The 23,603-nt window shown below is 31.2% G+C and carries 14 protein-coding genes and 2 tRNA genes; 8 read left to right on the forward strand and 8 right to left on the reverse strand.

Going from position 1 to position 23,603, the window contains the following annotated elements; genetic code table 4:
• Positions 1-25: 25 nt before the first annotated feature.
• The 6 genes from ACSH40_RS02590 to rpmB all read right to left on the reverse strand — a co-directional run bounded on the left by ACSH40_RS02590 (position 26) and on the right by rpmB (position 11,948).
• Entirely contained in the window at positions 26-850 is an 825-nt protein-coding gene (locus tag ACSH40_RS02590; RefSeq protein ID WP_438341441.1) for an ABC transporter ATP-binding protein, read from the reverse strand.
• The gene (locus ACSH40_RS02595; protein WP_438341442.1) at positions 850-9,069 is read right to left on the reverse strand and encodes an ABC transporter permease; all 8,220 of its coding nucleotides are present in this window, start codon (positions 9,067-9,069) and stop codon (positions 850-852) included. The genes ACSH40_RS02590 and ACSH40_RS02595 overlap by 1 nt, the downstream gene beginning before the upstream one ends.
• A 111-nt stretch (positions 9,070-9,180) precedes the next feature.
• A complete protein-coding gene (gene rsmG, locus ACSH40_RS02600; RefSeq protein ID WP_438341443.1) occupies positions 9,181-9,885 on the reverse strand; it encodes a 16S rRNA (guanine(527)-N(7))-methyltransferase RsmG in 705 nt (234 codons plus the stop codon).
• A complete protein-coding gene (locus ACSH40_RS02605; RefSeq protein ID WP_438341444.1) occupies positions 9,848-10,831 on the reverse strand; it encodes a ribose-phosphate pyrophosphokinase in 984 nt (327 codons plus the stop codon). The genes rsmG and ACSH40_RS02605 overlap by 38 nt, the downstream gene beginning before the upstream one ends.
• Before the next feature lie 135 nt (positions 10,832-10,966).
• The gene (locus ACSH40_RS02610; protein ID WP_438341445.1) at positions 10,967-11,689 is read right to left on the reverse strand and encodes an ATP-binding cassette domain-containing protein; all 723 of its coding nucleotides are present in this window, start codon (positions 11,687-11,689) and stop codon (positions 10,967-10,969) included.
• Between the two features lie 64 nt (positions 11,690-11,753).
• Complete coding sequence (gene rpmB, locus ACSH40_RS02615) at positions 11,754-11,948, reverse strand: 50S ribosomal protein L28 (protein ID WP_438341446.1); 195 nt, start codon at positions 11,946-11,948, stop codon at positions 11,754-11,756.
• A gap of 142 nt (positions 11,949-12,090) precedes the next feature.
• On the opposite strand from rpmB, the gene ACSH40_RS02620 reads away from it, so the two are divergent.
• From ACSH40_RS02620 to ACSH40_RS02655, 8 genes are all read left to right on the forward strand, one after another.
• Positions 12,091-12,390 (forward strand): Asp23/Gls24 family envelope stress response protein, encoded by a 300-nt coding sequence (locus ACSH40_RS02620; protein ID WP_438341447.1) that lies wholly within the window; start codon positions 12,091-12,093, stop codon positions 12,388-12,390.
• Complete coding sequence (locus tag ACSH40_RS02625) at positions 12,390-14,030, forward strand: DAK2 domain-containing protein (RefSeq protein ID WP_438341448.1); 1,641 nt, start codon at positions 12,390-12,392, stop codon at positions 14,028-14,030. Before ACSH40_RS02620 ends, ACSH40_RS02625 begins: the two co-directional genes overlap by 1 nt.
• A gap of 5 nt (positions 14,031-14,035) precedes the next feature.
• Complete coding sequence (gene plsX / locus ACSH40_RS02630) at positions 14,036-15,031, forward strand: phosphate acyltransferase PlsX (RefSeq protein WP_438341449.1); 996 nt, start codon at positions 14,036-14,038, stop codon at positions 15,029-15,031.
• Positions 15,024-15,716, forward strand: a complete 693-nt coding sequence (rnc, locus tag ACSH40_RS02635) for a ribonuclease III (protein ID WP_438341450.1) — start codon at positions 15,024-15,026, stop codon at positions 15,714-15,716. Before plsX ends, rnc begins: the two co-directional genes overlap by 8 nt.
• Before the next feature lies 1 nt (position 15,717).
• Positions 15,718-18,654 carry an AAA family ATPase gene (locus tag ACSH40_RS02640; protein WP_438341451.1) on the forward strand — a complete coding sequence of 979 codons (2,937 nt, stop codon included), beginning with the start codon at positions 15,718-15,720 and terminating at the stop codon, positions 18,652-18,654.
• A 2-nt stretch (positions 18,655-18,656) separates the two neighbouring features.
• The gene (locus ACSH40_RS02645; RefSeq protein ID WP_438341452.1) at positions 18,657-20,573 is read left to right on the forward strand and encodes a M13 family metallopeptidase; all 1,917 of its coding nucleotides are present in this window, start codon (positions 18,657-18,659) and stop codon (positions 20,571-20,573) included.
• A 93-nt stretch (positions 20,574-20,666) separates the two neighbouring features.
• Positions 20,667-20,750, forward strand: a tRNA-Tyr gene (locus ACSH40_RS02650).
• 5 nt (positions 20,751-20,755) lie between these two features.
• Positions 20,756-20,830 (forward strand) — tRNA-Gln (locus ACSH40_RS02655).
• A 97-nt stretch (positions 20,831-20,927) separates the two neighbouring features.
• Here ACSH40_RS02655 and ACSH40_RS02660 read toward each other — a convergent pair.
• Both ACSH40_RS02660 and ACSH40_RS02665 read right to left on the reverse strand, forming a co-directional pair.
• On the reverse strand, positions 20,928-21,908 hold the full coding sequence (locus ACSH40_RS02660) for a S66 family peptidase (RefSeq protein ID WP_438341453.1): 981 nt from the start codon (positions 21,906-21,908) through the stop codon (positions 20,928-20,930).
• Entirely contained in the window at positions 21,901-23,502 is a 1,602-nt protein-coding gene (locus ACSH40_RS02665) for a PhnE/PtxC family ABC transporter permease (RefSeq protein ID WP_438341454.1), read from the reverse strand. The genes ACSH40_RS02660 and ACSH40_RS02665 overlap by 8 nt, the downstream gene beginning before the upstream one ends.
• Between the last annotated feature and the right edge of the window lie 101 nt (positions 23,503-23,603).

Here is a 23,603-nt window from a genome sequence, read left to right on the forward strand (position 1 = left end):
GGTATTAATATACCTTAGCTTCTGACTATTCTCCTGGGTTTTTAATGTCAATTTTTTTAATTAAACCGTTTTCTAAATAAATAACTTTGTGAGCCATTTTTGCTATATCCGGGTCGTGACTAACAATAATTATGGTTGAATTATATTTTTTATTGATGTTAGTTAAAATACCTTGGACAACCAAAGAAGTTTTTTCATCCAAAGCTCCTGTAGGTTCATCAGCTACTATTATTTCTGAGTTTTTTGCTAAAGCTCTAAGAATTGATACCCGTTGTTGTTGTCCTCCCGACATTTGCGAAGGATATTTGTACATACAATTTTCTAGATTGAAATCTACAAATAATTGCTTAATATCCATTCTTTTGCTTTTATCAGTTTGTAAATGAGCTCCTGTTTCAACGTTATCGTATGAATTTAAATTTTGTAATAAGTTATAGTCTTGGAAAATGAACGAAATGTTTTTACGACGAAATAAAGTCTGTTTAGCATCAGAAAGATAAGGAAGAGTTACATTATTAACAATTATTTGTCCTTCTGTCGGTCTATCTAAAGCACTTATTAAATTAAGTAAGGTACTTTTCCCAGAACCTGATTTACCAAAAAGAACTGTAATTTCTCCCCTTTTAATTTCGAAACTTACACCTTTTAAGACTTCTGTAACGTTTGTTCCTGACACATATGATTTACGCACATTTCTTACTTCAACAATGTTATCATCAGTGTTTTTTTCGTCTTTAAACTTATCTTTTGAACGTGGCGTATTGTTAGCTTTGATAATTTTGCGTAATTCTTGTTTTGAGACTTGATTTTCGTTATCAGTTTTATTTTTCTTACTTTTGTGCCCAAACATTATTTTCCTTTCAATAGATAAATAGGTTTAATTTTGTTTAATCCAATTCAAGCAAAGATTGATGTGACTGCAAAAACAACCAGTGCAAGAATAATACTTAAGAGAATAGTTGAGTAGTAAAGTGTCAGTGGCAGTACCATTTGACTCGTGGCAATCAAGAAGGCCTGGAAACCAGCGATTAAGGCCAGTGTGACTGGAATCATTAATAGTGAAGCAATCAAGATAACAGGTATGTAATTGAAGAAGAAAAGATAAATTTTTTCTTTTGATGTATAACCTAAGATTGAAAATGTTGCAATGTTTCTTTCGTTTGCTGAAACCATTGAGTTAGTAATCATAATCAAGATAACTATTGACACAATGAAACTTATAACAACAAAGGCAATAGTGATACTTGTTATAGTTTTTGAAATCTCTTCGATAAATCCTGCCTCAATGTCTTTTGAGTTTACATTATTTGAAGCTGCATATAGAATGTCTTTTCCATAGATTGAATTTTCAGCAGCATAGAACTTGTTGATTGCGTCAATCATATTCTTACGGAAAGCAGGGTTAGCAATAGGTTTTGATTCTAAGGTTTCATTTCCCCAAGTATGGTAGTTGTTTTTTCCGTTATAGTTTATGTCTTTTACTTCTTTTTCATCAACATTCAAGAACTGAGCAAGCAATTGTTGTCAATCTTCATTTGCATTATTGATTGCATTGTATGACTCAATAGTTGCTTGGAACATAGGTTTTATTGTAGTTTGTCCGTCTGCATTTTGATATCCAACAAACAGCTTTTTGAAGAATGAAGTAACTGACTTATCACCAGCTGTATTGGCATTATAAGTCTGTATTGCTCCCCAATAACCACTTGAAGAATAAGTAGTTAATGAAGATGTTGTTTGATATGGCATAGGATCACTTGACAAAATACCATTGAATGCTTCATAATGATCCATATATCATTTTCTGTAATTTTGTTTAGTTTGTTCATCACTAGCACGAGCCTCAAGAGCATTTAATTCACTCATTCTAGCATTTTGGAAAGCAGTACTTAATTTGTCTAAACCAGTAATTCTGTCAACAATTTTTTTCGATGTAATGAATTCATTGTTGATGTAAGTGTTGTTAATTCCTACTACTTTGAAATGATATTTAGTTGCAACTGGAGAATGCACTATTTGACTGACAAAACGATTAATATTGTTTGTAACTTGCATTTCAATGACTGAACCTATACTCAAGTTGTATTTATTTGCAGATAAGTTGTTAATGATGATTGGTAGAGTATTTTTGCTGAATTCTTCATCACTTACGCTGAAATCAAAATCAGTATTAATTAGTGATAAAAGATTTTTACCTTTTTGATTTTCTAAAGTAACGAATTTAGAATCATCTTTGTATCCATATACATTGATATTTTGATTTCTAAATATTGTTTTAGCGTAAGAGTATTTTTCATTAGTATTATCGTTTCATAATACTCCGCCAAACGACATAAAGAAGTCGGTATATTTACCATTTCTACTTGCATTTAGTAAAAAGTCACGGTATAAAACTCTAACCTTGTCCGTTTTGATAATAATTGCCTTTTTGTAAGTTTCTATTTCTTTGTCATATTCAATGAAGACGAATTTACCAATTTCATTTGAGTTTGAAGATAAATCTTGGTTTGCTCTTTGATACAAGAATCAAGAAACTTTTGGCGCATTATTATTTTCTGTAGCAGTTGCGTAAATTCCGTTTTCACCATACATATCATATGTTTTGTAGAATTCGTCAACATCAGTGATTCTCTTCTTAGTGTTTGCATTTCAAATAAATTGAGTCAGCATCATATCACTTGAAGCTTTTTTAAAGATTTGTACAACTCTTGCTTTTTGAGTTTCTGGCAATGAAGCATAAACAATGTCTCAAGGTGATAATTCTACTGAAGTGTCTAAAGCAATGTCTAAACTTGATTTAGTTAGCACTGAAGGAGCAAAAGGTTTGTTTACAACGTCAGTGTTAAATGTGTATCCAGGTTTAAAGAAGTAAGGAGAGTTGTAATCATTTTGATTCTTTTCAGTCGAAGAAGCACTAGCGCTCAAATCATCTGGCATGTATAATAGGTCTTCCAAATCATTCTTGTTATATAGAGCATAAGGTCCACCTTCAGTTGTTGGTGTTTCTAAGTCCATTTTGTAGGTGTAACTACGGTTTTGATATGTTCTATTAATTGATTTAGGAAAGACGTTAAAGCTTGAAAGACTGAACATCGTTATCAAGGCAGTAATTGCAAATGAAATAAATAATGAGAATAATTTTCAGAAGTTATTTAGTGTTAACATTGCCACAAAACGTGATTTAAGCGGTAATTTTCTGAATGAAACCGCAATTCTTTGAGCGATTGGACCAATTTGTAAATCACTCAATCCAGACATCATTTCAATCGGTTTAATTCTCATTGATAAGTATGTAATTAAGAAGATTAGTGCTGATGTTGTGATGATAGGAATTGCTATTGTAACCAATAAAGTTCATCAGTTGAAACCAATGATTGTAGTTTGTAAGGTTCAGTATGAAGAGAATACTCTAAAGGCTGCAGGTTGAGCAAAGTGACCTACTATGTAACCTGATAATCCACCAATAAATGTACTCAATCAACAGAAGCTCGAAAAGGCAAAAGCAATCTCTCTTGAGCGGTATCCTTGACTTCTTAAAATACCAATAACTTTGTTTCTAACATTAATATAGCGTCTAATAATGAAATAAACACTGATTGCTACTAATATGATCAAAATCATAATAGAGAACGTTTGCACAGCGCCAATAGCAGTAATGATTGAATTAATCAATTTAATTCTTATACTACGTTCAGGGTTTAAAGGATCTAGCTCTTCTGCTAGGTATGATTTGTCAGAAATATTTATTGAAATAGAACGAATGAAATTATTGAATTCTGATTTTAGAGTAGCCGCTTTTTTCTTATCACCATTTGTATCAACTAGTAAATATTTTTTAATAGCAAATGTAGGATAGGCACTAACTACCCGGTCAAATCCATCTTCATTAACATAAACTAGAGCTTGCTTCTTAGTGTCGACTTGTAAGTTTTCTTCGTTAATTACTGGGTACAAGTAGTCAGCAGAAATATCATCACCAATAATTACGTATTCAAGCGAGTTAATTACAATCTTGTATTTTGGATCTAGTTGTGAGACAAACTGAGCCATTAAAAATGGATTAGATAAGTATTTACTTAGATCGCCTTTGTATACTTCCTTGTTATTTTTTGTTAAGAAAGCATTATTAACTTTTGCTAAATATGAAGCAGAATCTGAGTAAACAATTAAGTTATTAATAACAATATTTCCTGTGGCTGAGTAGAAAACATGACGGAAAATGTCATTAATATTAAGGCCAAAAATAACTGGATTATTGTTATTAAAACTACTAATTTTGGCGCTTATTCAGTTTAAGTATGAAACGTCAAGTTCAATGTTTTTATCTCCTTCAGATTCATTTGTTCCGGCATTTTTATCAAGCGGAGCAAAGTATAAAGGTTCAAGCATCTTAGCAAGCTGATCAAGACTCATTGTTTCAATTGTGTTTGGTAAATTATCCAAGATGTATTTTAGATTTCCGACATTAGTCTTTTCAGTAATAGCTGATCATAGTAAAATTTGTGGAAAACTTAGAGCAATGTAAGGGTTTAAAATTGCACTGTTTAGACCAAAAATGCTTACTGTTTTTGATAATTTTGTAGCAGCCAACATATCGCGATAAAGAATGTCTAATTCATAATCGCTAACAACTAAAGGTTCTAATGTAGAAGCATTTGATTTTATAAAACTATTTAGAAACTCTTTTTGACTTTGAACAAAGAATGTAGGGAAAATAGTTGCAGAATTAATCAAGCTAAATTGTTGAACTAGTTGATAAATGTTATCACTTAATACTTGTTTGATAATTTGATTATTAGTTTGCAAATTAACTGGTAATTGTGCAATAAATTTATCAATTATGTTTGCATTAATTACTTGTTGAGTTGTGGCAAGATTGTCACTTAATCCATAGCTGATTTTTAGTTTAGTTGCATTATTGTTTTCATCCGCTCCTAATATTGAACCAAATGAAGGAATAGGGTTAGCAACCGCACCATAGTTTAGAACTATATTTTTTACGTCCTGGCTTTGTGCAAATTCAAATAAGTTTAAAAGAATTTTTTGTACATCAGTTAATGAAATTTCAGATCTTGAATTTCTTAATTGGTAGGCCAAACTAATTCATGGTGAAAACAGTACTAATTCCTGATTGATTGTTCCGTTTGTGTCATTAGCCATAAATTGTTTTAAAAGCGGACTAATGTTGTTGTAAAGAAGCTTAAAGTAACCGTCATAGACTGGATCTTGTGGGTTTAATAAAGCTGAACGATAAGCTAAGTCTCCAAAAGATTTAACTTGTTTGGTTACGTCGTCTTTAAATGTTAAATTAACTTGATTGCTTGTTAAGCCGTAGTTTTGTAATTTTAGTTTTTTAACAAGATTAATATAGTTATCAAGTTTAACTACTACTTTAGCTAAATCATTAAAATCGGCACTTGAAACTTGTACGACTGAAGACAAGAAATTAGTTTCTTCGATTGTTAAGTCACTATTTCCTTGTGCGATTTTATTTCTTAATGCTGACATTTTGTCTAAATCGTAAGCACCTATAGAATTGTCAACATAACTAGTTTTTGAATCTTTTTTGGCAAAACCTAATAGACTAAATAGTCCTACATCAGTAATTGATATTTTATTTTTATCTTCGGCAGGAAGCTGTAAACCGATTAAGTCAATAGGTTTGTAGGTTGCGCTTGATAAGTTGAAAATTGTTGTTAGCGCTTCTTTAAATTGTTTGAATTTATTGACTGATTTAGTATTTGACTGTTCTGACACTTGACTAATTGAAGCAATGACAGAGGCTAAAAACTCGTTTTGTTTAATCGTTCTTGTGTAATTATTTTTGAAACTGATTGAACCAATTACCAATTCAATTTTGTGTAGGTTTTTTGCTAAGAAATAATTGAATGATTGAGTTAGGTTTTTCAGTGAAAATAAATCAATTAATTCGTTTAAACCTTCAGCAACATTGCTATAAGGTTCTTTTGAGCCGTCTTTGTAAGCATTAAATTTTTCAAACAGTGTTTTAATCGAGTTTCTGTTTGCGGTACTCAATTCTTTGTCTGCATCTACATAACTTTTGACAATTAGTTGATAAATACTATGCGGTTGTGACGGATTTAACAATGCGTTGAAATTTATCTGTGAAACCAAAGATTTCAGTGCTGTTTTTAGCTTTAATTCATCAAAACTTTGTAGCAAGAAGTTTAATTTTTCTTCATTTGAAAGGATTCAGTATTCAGAATTAGGGTTTGAATAAATTTTGTATGGATGTTGTTGATATCAATTGTGAACTAAGGTTGAAAACTTAATAAAGTCTAGTGAGCTAATCAATTGACTAACACTGCTTAACAGCGCTTCAAAATCTTTAATGTATCAAGTCAAGTCTCCAAGTCTAAAGTTCGGAATAATGTTGCCTAACAATCCGTTAGTTGCGCCGGTAAAACTACTGATTAAAGACTCAATTGAGTTCAATTGGTCACTCAAATATTGTCTTTTCTGTTCGTCCGTGGCTTGTTTTTGATACTCAGAACGAATGTAATTAATAATATTGTTAAAGATTGAATAAATGAAGGCATTTCCATTAGTATTTGCAACAGTCACACCATCAATATTCAGTGGCTGAGTTAAATTATATAGTCAGTCAAAAATAACAAGTTGCACAATTTGGTCGTTAGTTTTCCCTGTGGCAAGAAGGTTGTGAAATTTATTTTTTTCTACAGCCAGTTGTCCTGAGTAAAGAATTCTATCTAATTGATTCTCAGTAATTATTTTTGATAACTGAGTAGATAAAACAGCATCTTTAATTTGTTTAATTAAAACTCCAATTGAGTTATTTTGAGTAATATCTTCAACAGCGTTTGAGTCAACTGACCCAACTAGTAACGGTAAAGATGTTGAGTTTTTATAAACACTGTCAATTTTTGCTCAACCATTGTCACCAATTTTTGCATTAATTGTTAAATTGTTCTTAATTAAAAAATCACTTAACTGTTCAATGGTTAATTCAGAAGACTGGTTTGAAAATAGTGCTTTTTGTCAAATCTCTTGACCATTTACATTTTTTAGTTCCAGAATAATGTATTTTGTTGCACCACTTTTTGAAGGTGCTTTTGTAATTCCGTATTGCACATTAATAGTGTTTGTTTTTTCCGAAGTCAGTGTCACTATCTTTGCTGCTCTTTGATAAGGAATTTTAGTTTCTGGATAGTAGTCAGTGTAATTTTCAAACAACACATTAACATCTAAATAAGCGGGATCTGGAGTATATCCACGATAAATGTATGTGATGATTGAAGATGCATAAATTGAAGGTAATTTGTAAATTCTATCTTTTTTAGATTCATCTTTTACCAATAAGTATTCATCTAAATTTTGAGGATTAATTGATGAGTTTAAAATTGAAGGATTTGATTGTTCATTAAACATTTTTCCAACATTTTGTTTAACTCCATCCACAACCATGTTACGATCACCGGTATTAATAAAGTGGAAAACTGTCTTTGTATTTTCTTCATCATTAATATTATCGACAGTGATAGTTTTTCTTAATCCAACATTTTCTAGGCCTGCCTTAGAAATAACCTCATCAATAATGCTGTTTTGAGCAATTTTGCTTGCTCCTGAACTTATGTTGTTTCTTTTTTGCTGCAAAATAGATGTGTCTGAAATATTCTTAAATCACTGATTTTTAGCAAGTGTGGTCCAGTTATCGTCATAGCCTTCTATTTCGCGGATTGTGTCTTTTGTTAAAGAAGTAGGATGATTATTTTTCGTTGCAAGTTTGATAGTAGTATCTTCTGGCGAAATGTTTTCTAAAACTGAGTTTCAAGAACCAAAAGGATTGTTACCTATTGATCTTCTCGTACTAATATTTTTTACTCAATAGCTAAATTCTTTAATATCTTTAGGAAGTTGCTTGTTATTTTGATTGTAAATTTGGCTTATGTAAGTTAAATATGTTCCGGTTCAATTTGATTTTGATTCTTGCTCGTTGTAGTCTCAATTTAGCTTGTAATTACGACGAATAAATTCAGTCTTCTTTTCAACTGTTTGAACTCAATCTGTTGGAATTGTATATTCATCATTACTTGAAAAAGTTTTCGTTGCATTTTTGTTGAATTCTAAAGTTTTTAAATTATTGTCCAAAAAATAATTTGTTAAGCTGAAAGTATCATTTAACACAGCATTAGGATTAATATCTCTTTTTGTTATGTCATCTTTATTTTTAAAACTTAAATCTTTTGCACTATTACTAAAGTATCAACGACCATTATTTTCAACAAAACCTAATGATTTTAAAACATTGCTTCCACTAATAACTAGCACATTTTCAGTCAAGTCTCAAGTTTGATATTGTGATATATCGAAAGTAGCTTCTTGTGTAAAAGGATTAATAAATAAATCACCAGGGTTAACTAGATAGTCGTCTTTTTTAACATAGTCGTCACCGGAAGTGTTTATTACTTTGGCAATATCACTTAATTTAAAAGGTTTAATGAATTTGAATTGAGTATTTTTATCAATTGTTGTTTTGCTTTTTTGCAAGACATATTCGTTATCAACAACTTTGTATAAGTTAGCAACTTCGTTATCTAAAAATTTGATTTTGTTGTTTTCAAAATCAAAAACCACATTTCTGTTACCCCTTAAAGAATTTCAAAATCAGGTTTGAAAGCTTTCGGTATCAACATATGAACCTTTATCATTTGAGTTTTTAGTTAATTTTTCAAGTGGTAAGTAGTTCATATATTCAGTCGGGATGTTTAAATTACGTTCAACTGAATTGAAGCTTGTATTTTCTTCAGGAACATATATATCTGGTTGAGTGGTTGTATTACCATTATCATCAACTTGACTATATCATTCATTAGGAGCAGTTCCTGAAGGGTTAACGTCTAAGTCAACAGTTAAATCTTGCTGTCTAGAAACTTGTGAGAAATTTTTAAGAGTAGTTGTATAACTTTTTTTAACGTCAAATAGAAGTGTAAAAATTCCACAAGTTATAAACATTAGAATTGTCAAACCTATGACTGTAATCTTGTTCTTAGAAAGTGATTTAAAAACCTCTTTTAACAAACGAATCATGTCTACCTCTTTTGGTGTTTATTATTAATAAATAATAATATTTTAGCAAAATTCAAAAAAATGCAAAAAAATGCAAAAAAATAGAGTTTTTTGAAACTCTATCTAAAATTATTATTTTTCTTTGCTAATGACTGCTCAAGGACGAGGATAAGACTCAGGGGCTGAATTTTTTTTATACACTTTCACCAAGTTGTTTTCACGGGTGTTTTCAAAGTAAAAAGTGTTGATTTCAGTGTTTATTTTCAGTGTTTTTATTATTTTTTCTGAATCTTGTAGTTCTTGATTAATATTTTTACTTTTAATAAAAACTTGTTGTGAACCTATTTTTCCTAACTGACAGCTTATTTCTAAAAGTTTCTTTAATTCTGTAACTGCGCGTGCTGTTACTAAATCAAAATATTCCTTTTTGTCTTTTACGTCTTCGGCGCGTTTGGTTATTATTTCAATATTTAGATTTAATTTCTGTGATACTTCCTTTAAAAACAAACATCGTTTTTGCATCGGCTCGATTACGCTCAATTTTACTTTATCTTTATTTACTATTAAGTAAGGTACACTAGGAAAACCAGCTCCTGCACCAATATCTGCAAGAGTATAAACTTTATTTTCAGATAAGTCGAAAGCTTTTTCAAGCAGTAAAATTGATTCAATCAAGCCTTCTTTGACTAGTCTTTCATCGGTGAAACCAGTTAAATTCATAACTTGATTTTTTTCTTCAATCATTTCATAATATTGATAAAGTTTATCAATTTGATCGTTGCTTAAGTTGGGTAAATAATTAAGAAAAATCTTCGAAGTTTTCTGTTTTGAAAGCATTATAAATTCCTGTTATTGATTTTCTTTCAATGTTTGATTTTATAACATGAGCCAATAAGAAACCAAGCGAAAGAATTTTGATTTTTTTGAATTTTTTTAAGTGTTCTGTTGCTAGCGAATTAGTGATGATAACTTCGCTAATAACATCATCATTTTCAAACATTTCAAAACCTTTTGAAAATATTCCGTGAGTAGCAGCAACTATAACTTGTTTTGCGCCATTTTCTCTTAAAACATGGGCTGCTTTGATGATTGTTCCACCTGTATCAATAATGTCATCGATGATAACAACATTCTTGTTATTAACATCTCCTAAAACTCCCATTACTTCACTCACATTTGGAGCAGTTCTTCTTTTGTCAACAATTGCAATTTGCACATCATGAGAAATAATTTCTGACAACTGACGTGCACGAACAGCACCACCATGATCAGGGCTAGTAACAGTAAATTTATGCTCGCGTTTTCTTAGTTCTTCAGCAAAAATTAATTGTCCTTTTAAATCATCTAGAGCAATATCAAAAAAACCTTGAATCGATGAGTTGTGCAAGTCAACAGTAATAAGTTTTGTGACTCCAGCAGTTTGTAATAAATCGGCCATTAACTTGGCACTGATTGGTTGTCTTCCGTCTACTTTTCTATCTTGACGTGCATAGCCATAGTAAGTCATAACAACATTAATAGTTTTTGCACTTGCTCTCTTTAGCGAGTCAATAAAAATCAAAATATCCATGTAGTTATCGTTAACTGGTGAACCAGTATTACAAATAACGTAAGTGTTTAAATTTCTTACTGTTATTTCACTAGAAATCATTCTTTCGCCATCGCTAAAGACAGTTTTTTTTGGCTTTTGAACCTCAATATTTAAAATTTGTCCAATTTCTTGAGCTAATTCTCAAGAATTATCCATACCGAAAATAATTGAATCTTTATATATTTTTTCCATTCTTGAACCTTAAGTAATTAATATTTATTTTAACTATTTAAATTTTAATATATTGCTTTGCATTTTCAATCTCTTGAGAGACAAAAAGTAAGTAAAAAGATACAAAAAATGCAGTCAATGACTGCTTTTGAAATATTACTCGAAGATTTTTTGAATCTCTTGTTCAGATAATAATTGAACTTTTCCCTGGCTGAAAATTGTGCCATTTTTTATAGCGATATAATGTTTGAAATATTTTTTAACAAGACTGATATCGTGCATTATTGCCACTATAGTTATATTTTGTTCGCTATGTAATTTTTGCAATTTTTCAACAAAAATATCACTCATTTTTATATCTAAATTATTTGTCGGTTCATCAATTAAAAAAAGATCTTTTTTCTTTAAAAATAGCTTTGCTAGTTGCAGTCTTTGCTTTTGTCCGCCACTCAATTTAGCAATGGGCTCATATTTTTTGTCTGCTAAATTCAATTCTTTTAAAATTGAATTTATTTTATCAAACCTTTTAGCAGTCAGAAAACTGAAAAAGTACTCACGAGCAATACTTTTTAGCACAGTATCATTTTCGATCAGAATATTTTCTTGTGAAAAATAAGCAATATTTTTTAGCATGTTTTTGCGTTGCTTTTTAGTCATTTTATAAATTGAAATATTTTCAAATTCTATATCTCCACTTACTGACTTTAATTCTTTGAAAATAGCATTTAAAAAAGTGCTTTTTCCTGCTCCTGAAGGTCCAATAATTGCTAAAAAATCACTTTTTTGAATTTCTGTATTTATGTTGTGGAGTTGTGCTGACTTTGAACTAGTATAAGATCCTGAAAAATTAATAAATTTAATCACGTTATTTAATTCCATATTTTCTAATTATACAAGCAATAAAAAATGCCGCCTAAGCGACACATCATTTCATGAATTTTAATTAAGCTGTAAGTCCATATTTTTTCAATGTTCTTGCAGTTTTTGCAGTAACACGATATGTTTTCTTTTGCCCATTTTCTAAGACAGTAACTTTTTGTAAGTTTAGATCAAATCTTCTTTTTGTAGCGTTTAGAGCGTGTGATCTTTTGTTACCGCTTAGAGCTTTTTTACCGGTTAATTGATCTTTTCCTGGCATTTAAAACTCCTTTACGTATAGATTATTCGAATAATATGTATTATTTTAACACAAAAAGGCACTTGTTTTTGTTTTTGAGTCTTTAGGAAGCTTGTTAGGTTATACCTAACAGAAAAAAGGAGGTGTGGTATAATTCTCAAATATGAAAACAGTAGACATCAAAGAACAAATCACTGGAATTGTATCAAGAGTTGTAGGAGTTATAGGCTTTTCGTCGCTTAATTTTGATGAACCTGCAACTACATTAGAAAATGATTTTGACAAAGGAATTGAAATCAACATTAACGAAAATCAAGTAAGCATCAAAATTGCTTTGATAATTCTTTCAAGCGTTAGTGTAAAAGGACTAGCGGATGAAATTAGTCAAAGAATTATCTATCGATTAGAAAAACAAAAAATGAGCTTGCAAAATTTGAATATTTTTATTAGAGGTATTGAATAATGAAGACTATTAACGGAAAAGATTGAAAGTATGCAGTTATATCCGCGGCAAACAATTTAAGTAACAATAAAAACCAAGTAGACGCATTGAATGTTTTCCCTGTTCCTGATGGAGACACTGGAACCAACATGAATGCAACAATCCAAGAAGCGCGAAACGCCTTGATGCAAATAGATGATAGTCAGTGCCAAGAACTTAGTTACGTTGCTAACTTAGTTGCACAAAATATGCTTATGGGTGCTAGAGGAAACTCGGGAGTCATTCTTTCACAAATATTTAGAGGTTTTGCTAACGAATTTAAAAATAAAAAACAAGCCACAGCATCAGAAGTTGTTCAAGCATTTAAATCAGCAAAAGAAACAGCATACAAAGCCGTTTTAAAACCTGTTGAAGGAACAATTTTGACAGTTATTCGTGAAACTAGCGAACAACTTGCTAAAAATGTTTTGGCTTCGGCCGAAATTTCTAATGTCTTTAGCAAAGCTTATGAATACGCTCGTCAAAGTTGTGATAAAACCCCTAAACTATTACCAATTTTAAAAGAAGTTGGAGTTGTTGACTCAGGAGGAGAAGGTCTAGTTAAGATTTTTGAAGGTATTTCAGCATACTTATCTGGAAATCCTGTTGAAGAGAAAGAAAGCACTGACAGCATTAATAAATTTATCAATGACAATGAAGTTTTTGATGGTGAATTTGGTTACTGTACTGAATTTATTGTTGAATTACAAAAACCACATAGTTTCGATAAAAATTACTTGGTTAAAAAATTAGAAAAACATGGAAATTCAATTGTTGTCGTTCAAGATGACTCATATTTAAAAGTCCACGTTCATGCAATTAAACCTGGAAATATTTTAAATTCAGTGCAATCATTGGGTGAGTTTATTAAAATCAAGATTGAAAACATGACTCAACAAGCAAACAAGTCAAAAGAAAATGCTGAAAAAGCCAAAAAAACAACTGAAAATAATGAAAAAATCCAAGTTAAATGTGGATTAATTTCATGCAACTCTGGTGAAGGTATTACAAATTTAATCAAAGAATATGGAGCACACATTGTAATTGAAGGAGGATGAACTAACAACCCTTCAATCCAAGATATTCTTAAAGCAATAGAAAAAATTCATGCTAAAACTGTCTTCATTCTTCCAAATAATTCAAACATCATTCTTTCAGCACAACAAGCTTCGCAAATTAGTGGTAAGAAAAATATTGTTATTATTCCAACTAAAAACCAAATGGAAGGACTTGCTGCTGCCTTAAACTTTAATGAAGATTCTAGTGCTAAAGATAATGAAGAAAATATGAAAGATGCAGTTCGTTCAGTAAAAACCGCTGAAGTTACTTATGCTGTAAAAGACACTAAATTGAATGGTGTTAAGATTAAAAAAGGTTCATATCTTGCAATTTCAAAGGGCAAAGTAGTTTCAACTCATAAAACGCATAATCAAGCTGCTATTAGTCTTTTTGACTCAATGATTGATGATGATAGCGAAATTGTTAACATTTTCTACGGTCAGGAAGCAAGTGAAGCTGACGCACAAGAATTAAAAAATTACATTCAAACTAATTATGAAATCGAAGTTGAAATCAATGCTGGTGGACAGGCACTTTACCCTTACTACATTAGTGTTGAATAATAAATATGAAAAAAATAGTTTTTGATATTTTAAACAATGATAATGGAAGTTTAGAAGCTTTGAAAGCAGCAAATTCTTTTGCTAATGCGAATCCGCAATTTAAATTAGTTCTATTTGGTGATGAAACAATTTTGAAACAATTAAACAAACCTTTAGCAACAAACATTGAGTTTCATCACTCGCCAATCTTGTTAGAAAAAAGCGATAACCTTCGCGATGTTATTAAAAAGCCTTCATCAATGTTGGATGCCATTAATTACTTAAATAACAGTGATGCACAAGCATTGTTAAGCAGCGGGGATTCCGGTTCGTATTTGGCAATGGCTATGCTAAAAATCAAGAGGCTTCCTAATGTTTCTAGACCCGCTTTTATGCCAATGATACCAAAAGCAATTGACGGGCACTGATTGTTGCTTGATGTTGGTGCAAATTTAGACACAAAACCTGAATATTTGACTCAGTGAGCAAGTGTATCCTCTGAATTTAGTAAAGTACTTTTTAACAACAATAAAGTTCGTGTAGGAATATTGAACATTGGTTCTGAAGACTATAAAGGACCACAATGAGCTAAAGAAGCAAATCAACAAATTAAAACGCTCGAAAAATTAAATTATGAATATGTTGGTTTCGTGGAACCAAAAGATTTATTCAAGGATATTTGTGATGTTGTTATAGTTGATGGTTATGCAGGAAACATGGTTTTGAAAACTATGGAAACAAGTTTTTTAACATTTGGAAGATTGCTAAAAAAAGAAATTACAAAAAACTTTTTCACTAAAATTGGTGCTTTAATTTTGCGTAAACCGTTTTACAAAATCAAAGAAAAATTTGATTATCGGAACGTTGGTTCAGCCTTCATTGTTGGTCTTGATAAGATAGTTTTAAAGTCACACGGAGCGAGTGATGAAAAAGCTTTTTTAGGTGCTTTAAATCAAATTAAATTAGCCTTGGAAAATGACGTGGTAAATAAAATTAAACAAACCATGGAGCAAAATGAATAATTGAACTTTTGAAGAATTTAAAACTAAGGTATCAAATTTGTTGAGTAATTTTGATATTGATGCTAATAAAGTCAAAAATTGAGACAATTTCGTAATATCTTTTACTCATAGCACTTTTGCAAATGAAAATCAATTAAAGCAATCATATGAATACCACGAGTTTTTGGGCGATGCAGTATTACAACTAAAAGTTACTGAGTATATATTCAATCATTTTCAGAGTTTGACTGAAGGAAAAGCAACAACACTTAGAGCTGCCACAGTCAAAACTAATTTCATTGCCGAAATAAGTCACGAGTTAAAATTGTTTGATTTATTGCGTGTCTCAAAAGGAGCAACAGGATTAAAAGATTCTAAGAAAGCTAATGCTGACCTTTTTGAGTCTTTAATCGCTGCAATTTACTTAGAAATCGGATTTGATGGTGTAGAAAAAGTTTTACAAAAAACTATTTATCCTGCTCTTGATAAATTAGTTAAAAAAGAAAATAAAGATCCTAAGTCACTTTTTCAAGAATATATGCAATCTGCTGAGAAAACTATTCACTATGAAACTCTTACCAATGAGAATGGTTTTATTTCGAAAGTTTTTTGCAATAAAACTGTCTATGGAACGGGTGAAGGTAAGAGTAAAAAAGAAGCTGAAGAAAATGCTGCTCTTCACGCTTTAGAAAGTTTAGGAGTTTAATATGAAATTAATCGAAGTACAAGCACATGGATTTAAATCTTTTGCTGATCGTGTAACTCTAAAATTTGACGGAGGAATTGTTGCTATTGTTGGGCCAAATGGTTCAGGAAAAAGTAATATTAATGATGCTATTCGTTGAGTTCTTGGAGAAACTAGCTCAAAAGCATTACGTGGTGACACAATGAGTGATGTTATTTTTGCTGGTTCTGAGAGTCAAGAACCAATGGAAAGAGCAGAAGTTATTTTAACTTTTGACAACAGTGATAGAGCAGTAAATATTCCACACGATGTCTTCACTATTAGCCGTGTTCTTAACCGTGGAAAAGGTTCAAACGAGTACTACATCAATGGCGAACTAGCAAGAATGAAAGATATTAAAGAGATTGCAATGCAATCTGGTATTTCTAAATCTTCGCTAGCTATTATTAGCCAAGGAACTATTAGCGATGTTGCTGAAGCTACTCCTGAAAGACGAAGAGAATTCTTTGAAGAAGCGGCTGGAACCAGCATGTATAAAACAAGAAAAAAAGAAGCACTAAGTAAGCTTCAAAAGACTGAGGAATCACTGAATGTTATTGCAGCTAAAGTTCAAGAATTAGATAAGCAACTTACTCCACTAAAAAGACAAGCTTCAAAAGCTGAAGAATACATTGAAAAAAGCAACCAATTGAAAGATGTAGAAATCAGTCTTTTAGTTCACGAAATTGACCAAGCACAAAACAAAAATTCAAAAATTCAAAATGAAAATGGAGCAGGTGAAGAAGTTCTTAAACAATTAAGTGACGAAATTAAAGCTTTAGAAAATGAAGCAACAGTTGTCTCAAAAGAAAGAACCAATGTTGATTCCGAAGTTGAAAAATTGCGTTCAGAAATTGAAGAAATTAGTGAACAAATTGTTAATCTAAAACTTCGTGATGCAGGCACAAAACAACAACAAGAATGAATTCTTCAAGGAAAAATTAATGTTTCGAAAGAAGAAGAAATTTCAACACTAAAAGCAAGAATTGAAGAACTTAATGCTAGAATTATCAGCTTTAAACAATTAGAAAAAGATTACAAAGAAAAGTCACAAACAGAATCTTCACAAGCACTTAAATTTAGTGAAAACATATATGAAGTAAAAAACAAAAGATCTGTTGTTTACAAGCAAAGAAGTGATGTGCAAGCAAGAATTAGCAACCTTAAAGATATGAAAGATAATGGTCTAAACTTTGCTCGTGCAACAAAATTAATCTTAGACCACTCACATTTATTTAAAGGTTTTAAAGGAACAGTTGCTCAGCTGTTAGAAGTTCCATCTCAATATGCAACAGCTGTCGAAGTGGTTTTAGCTAATGCACTTCAAAACATTGTTGTTACTGATGACAAAACAGCTGTTGAAGCAATTGAATTCTTGAAGAAAAACAAAGGTGGAAGAACATCATTTATCCCCCTTGCTTCAATTAGTGAAAGAAGTATTCGTGAAGACCATATAAGAGTTGCAAAAACACACCCTGGATTTGTGGGAGTTCTTGCGGATTTTATTAACACTAAACCTGAATTTGATAAATTAAAACGCTTTCTAATGGGACACATCATCCTTGCTAATAACATTGATGAAGCAACAAAAATTTCACAACTTCTTGAAAAAAGATACATGATTGTTACTCTTGAAGGAGATATCATTCGTATTGGTGGGGTTATTACTGGAGGACAAGCACCACAAACTAACAACGTTTTCCAATTAGATGAAAATATCAAAAAACTTGAAGACTTACTACCAAATATTGAAGAAGAAATTACGCGTTTCGAGACTGAAGTACAAGAATTAGAATTACAGTACAACAAACATACTAGTGCTGCTCGCGAATTAATGATTGAAGCAGTTAAAATCAATGAAAACGTGTTAAAAGACACAAAAGAATTTGATGAATTAACAGTTCGTTATGAAGCACTAGCAAAAGAGAAAATACAACTGAATGAAAATATCAATTTCGTTGAGTCAATAGAAATTTTAGCTAGTCAAAAAAGCGCAAAAGAAGCACTTTTAGAAACTACAAAGCAGCACCAAAATGCTGTTAATGCACGTTTAAATCTAATTATTGATAAGAAAACAAAATTAGACAGCAAATATCGTTTTGAAAGCGAGCAATTTAACCGTGTTTCGATTGAAAAAACAAGAAACGAAGCAATTATTCAACAAGCTGCAAGACGTTTAAGTGAACAATATTCTTTAACATTTGAAGTTGCTAAAGAAGAATACTACAACCCAGAAATTGACTATTCAGTATCTAAGAAAATTGTTCTTCAACTACAACAAGAAATCAAAGAGCTAGGTAATGTTAACCTTCAAGCAATCGAGCAAGTAAAAGAAGTTCAAGAACGTTATGACATTCACAAGAAAACTGAAGATGAACTAACTGAAGCAGTAAACAAAATTAATCAAGCTATTGACGAAATGGACAAAATGATCATTGCTAAGATTAAGAACACCGTCAACTTGGTCAATAATGAGTTCAAGTATGTTTTTAACAAGATGTTTGGTGGGGGTATGGCTGAAATTCGTTTTACTGAACCCGATAACCTTCTAGATTCAGGCTTAGACATCATTGCTCAACCACCAGGAAAATCAATCAAAAATTTAAAACTATTTTCAGGGGGAGAAAAAGCGCTAATTGCAATTTCTCTATTATTCTCTATCCTTAAAGCTAAACCGCTGCCACTATGTATTTTGGATGAGGTTGAAGCTGCTCTTGATGAAGCTAACGTTATTCGTTTTGCTGAATTCTTGCACAAACTGAAAGCAGATACTCAATTTATAGTTATTACTCACCGTCAAGGAACAATGGAAAGAGTAGATAGACTGTATGGAGCAACAATGCAAAACCGTGGAATTACTACATTCTTGTCGGTGGCTTTAGAAAAAGCGAAAGAATTAGTTGATGAAGAAAGGAAATAATAATGTCAAAATACGATGCCAATAAACTTAAAATTGACTTCTATGAAGAAATAAACAAAGAGTGAATGGAAAAAACTCAAATCAAGCCTGATCGTACATCTGCCGGTTCATTTGTTGACATCTACGACAAAGTTGAAGAACAGCTAAAAGAGTTATTTTTTAACTGAAAAAATGACGAAAAATCAGTTCCAAATGACTCTAAAATTCAAAATTTTGTTAAGTTTTTTAAAATGTCTTTAGATTGAAACAAGCGTCAAGAACTAGGAATAAAACCAATCTTACCTTTACTTGCTGAAATTGAAAAATTGCACTCATTTAAAGATGTTTTTGAGAATTATCGTTTACTTGTTCTAAAAGGATTGTATGTTCCGGTTGAATTTGATGTAGAAGCAGATTTCAAAAATTCGAAAAAACAAGTTCTATTTGTTTTTCCAAACAGCTTGATTTTAGGTTCAACTAAACCTTACCAAGAAGAAGAAAGAAAAACTAAACTATTAGATGCATATGAAAAAATGGCTATTAAATTGCTTGCTTTTGTTGGCAAAAGCGAACAAGATGCAAAACAAATGGTACAAAAAGCCTTTGCTTTCGACAAAACTTTATTACCTTTATCAATAGAGCCTGAATACGCAGCTGTTTACACTAATTTTTACAATCCAACCACACTTGAAGAGCTTAAAACTAAATCTTCAAAAGTTAATTTAGCTCAGTTAATTGAACAAACAATTAACAAAAAACCTGAAATGGTTGTTGTTGGATATCCTAAGTTTGTAAATGAAATTGATACATTGTTATCTGATGATAATTTTGAAAATTACAAAGCAAGATTATACATCGCAACATTAGTAAGTTACTCAGCTTATCTTTCTGATGAATTAAGAATTATTGCTGGTGAATTCAGAAGAGCATTTACCGGTTCAAAAGAAGCTGAAAGTCAAGAAAGAATTGCATTACTAAGTTCTTTATCATTCTTCAAAATGCCAGTAGGAACTTACTATGGTTTGCATTTCTTTGGTCCTGAAGCCAAAGCTGACGTTGAGCACTTAACAAAAAGCATGATTGAAATTTACAAAAAACGTCTAGCAAAAAACACTTGATTGTCAAAAGATACAATCAATATGGCACTAAAAAAATTAGATACTATGGAAGTGTCAATTGGGTATCCTGATGAAATTGAATCTTACTATGATTTAATGAAAACTAAAACATATGAAGAGGGTTCAAACTTACTGGAAAACGTTTTAAATTTTGTTGAACTTAAAACAGCGTGAGTATTAAATAATGTAGATAAAGATTCAAACAACAAACTATGATCAATGTCTCCTAGTGAAGTTAATGCTTATTTCAGTCCGACTCAAAATAAAATTGTTTTTCCAGCCGCTATTTTACAAGCTCCTTTCTATTCACTAGAACAAACTAGTTCACAAAATTTTGGTGGAATTGGTGTTGTTATTGCTCACGAAATTAGCCATGCCTTTGATAATAATGGTGCAAATTTCGACGAAAATGGAAACATGGTAAATTGATGAACTGATGAAGATAGAAAAAACTTTGAACAAAAGGCACAGGGAATCATTGCTCAATTTGATGGTGTTGAAACTTTTGCAGGTAAATGTAATGGAAAACTAGTTGTCAGTGAAAACATTGCTGATAATGGTGGAGTTGCTTGTGCATATGAAGCAGCTAAATTAGAAAAAGATTTTAATGCTAAAGAGTTTATGATTAATTATGCAACTATTTGAAGAGCAAAATATTTACTGGAAACTGCTAAAAACTTGCTTCAAACCGATGTTCATGCTCCTACAAAATTAAGAGCAAATATACAACTTGCAAACATGGATGATTTTTACAAAGAATTCGATATTACTGAAGACGATCCAATGTATATGTCTCCAGAAAAAAGAGTCAACATTTGATAATTAGCGAGATAGCCTTTAGGGGCTATTTTTCTTTATGAACAAAAAATTTCACAAAAAATTAAAATTGTGTATAATTATTAAAGCAATAGAAATGGGAGGGTAGCGAAGCGGCCAAACGCGGGTGGCTGTAACCCACTTCCTTACGGTTCGGGGGTTCGAATCCCTCCCCTCCCACCATAAATTGCCCTTTAGCCAAGCGGAAAGGCAGCGGTTTTTGGTACCGCCATGCGTTAGTTCGAATCTAACAAGGGCAGCCATATCATTAACGTGATCAACACTCTCAAATGAGAGTGTTTTTTATTTCTTAATTTCTCAAAAGAAAAATAAAAAAATCACTCATAATGAGTGATAATTCTATCTTTCGACAATTAGAAAATCTTCTTTACTTGTATCAAGTTTAGCTTCTAAACCAACAGGTAAAATACTTAGTGGCATTGTGTGTCCAAAATCTAAATTGGCAATAACAGGAATGTTTTTCAACACATCAATGTTGTCGATAATTTCTTTGATTTCCTCAAGACTCAGTTTTGAACCGTTTTGCATTCTTCCGATCATTAAAGCTTTAACGTTTTTAAATCATTTTGATTGTGTTAATGATACTAGCATTCTTTCAAATTCATCATAAGAATATGCCGAAACTGATTCAGTGAAGAAAATCATATCATCATTTAAGTCAGGTCAGTATTCCGTGTCTCTTATTAAGGCAATGGTTGATAAGTTACCACCAAATAATTTTCCCTGTGCTATTCCTGGATTAATAACAAATCTTTTCGTGTTTTGTTCAAAAACTCTGTTCTCTTGATCTAAAAATCACATATCGTCACTTCATTTGTCTGACTCTTTCATTTTGAATGGCTCGTCAGTTTCTAAAAACATTTCTTTAAATTGTTGTTTAATGAACTCTGAATTTTGAATCATTGCAAAACTACTAAAATGAGGACCGTAGAAGTTAATGTTTTGAGTTTTAGCATAAATTGACACAATTAAGGCAGTAATGTCACTGAATCCACACAAAGGTTTTGGATTATTTTTTATCAAACTTCAGTCCAAGTAAGGCAGTAATTGATTAGAATTGAACCCACCTATAACTGTTAAAATCAATTTAACATTTTTGTCTTGATAGGCTTCGTGAATGTCATTAACTCTACTTTCTATAGATGATGAAAAACGTCTTCCGTTTTCATAAACATTTTTACCAAAAGTTACTTTGAAGCCCATTTCTTCTAGTGCTTTTATAGCAAGGTCAGTGTTAGGTTTACCTATTAAATTAAGATTTCTTGAAGGGGCAATTACTCTGATTTCGTCGCCTTTATTTAAATTTCAGTACTTATTCATGTTTACCTCTCTTCAATTTTATTATTTTTACAAAAGAGTGGCTTTTTTTAGTGAACATAATTTTTAATTTTTGTCAGTAGCTTATGTCATAGCTAATAGTGTTAATTCTTCAAATTATAATTTCACTCAAAATATTGATTGCAAAAATGGCTGCCGTTGCTATTCACATAATTGCTGCCGCTTTAGATAAATGAGTTCCTCTTTCATTTAATAGATTAGAAATCTTGTAACCCATTATCATATTCTGACCAACTATTGCACTGTATGTAATAATATTTCTAAAGGCGTTTTCAAAGTAGAATAAGCTTAAACTAACTAAATCTTTTTTGACACTAGGCAAGACATATCTGAAATAAATTTTTGATTTTGACCAGCCTTGCATTTTTAAATTAGCAATAATCTCCTCATCGACATTGTCAATCATTTCCGCAAATTGTTTAGTGAATGAGCCCATCGAACATATTCCTAAAATGAAAATGATAAGTGTTGTTGCATCGTTGATAATAGGTTTAAAAATAAAGAAAATAATGATTTCTGGAATGAGTCTTAGTGATGCAATGAAAAACTTTGAGCAATAAACTGAGCCTGATTTCGAAAGTCTTGTTGTTGCAAAAGGTGCTAGTGCAAAAGAAAGAACGAGTGTTATTGTCAATGTCATCACTGCTAACATTAAGCTCTGTACTAACATCCCAAAATTACTTTCAAAAAAGTTTGGCTCTAAAACGTTTTCGAAAATATTTCAGTCAGGAGTAAAAATGTTTTTTAAAAAGTTAGAAAGTGTTGCTGAAGCAGTCATTTTCTGTAAGTTGATTGTAGCAAAAGATCATACAGCAATAGCTATACTGAAAATAAAAATCAGTGTTTTTATCAGTAATCTTCAGTCTCATTGCTTTGCTAATTGATTGTAATTGCGTGTTTTAATGTCTCTGGATTTAACTTCAAAAACATGTTTTTTAAGTACTAAATTAATTGCCTCTAATGCAATAACTACTAACAGCAGGATGCCTAATGGGATACCTAACTGACTCATGTTTTGCGTTAATTCGGTGCTGTGATAAATCAATTGACCAATCCCAGGAGCACCTAAAGCCGCAAGCAGTGATGCTCAACGCATGTTAGATTCAAAACTATATAAATAAAGAGACATGAACCTGTTAAATAATCTTGGCATAACTTCACTACAGTATGCTTTACTGTGGCTTTTTCCTTGTCGGCGAGCAATGTAATAAGGGGTTTTATCTAAGTTATCAATAGCTTCAATAAAATATTTGTGTAATCACAGCCAGCTAAATCATAAAAATATTAATATCAAGGCTAATTTGCTATAAAAAGAAAGATTGAAAAGAGTTATAAAAACAATTTCTGGAATACTTCTTAAAAATAAAACAAAGTAGCGAGCAAAGAATGAGACATATTTGTTGTTGTAATTTTTAGAACTTAACGAAGCAGAAATGATTGCTGCAACAAAACCTATGAATGTTCCGGCGAGTGCATATTGTAGGGTTGTTCCTAAATATTTAAAAGTTAACTTGACCAAATTTTGGTCAAAACCATTTAAGTCGGAAACATTTGAAAAGGTGAAAATTTTCTTCACATTTTCTCGGAATACAGAAAAACTATTGTAATTTAATGAGTAATTATTGAGTGAAAAAAGAAAGATAATAAATGCAAGAGCAATAAAAATGGCAATGTGGA

The organism is Mycoplasma sp. 3341, from assembly GCF_051549855.1.
GTDB lineage: Bacteria > Bacillota_I > Bacilli_A > Mycoplasmatales > Metamycoplasmataceae > Metamycoplasma.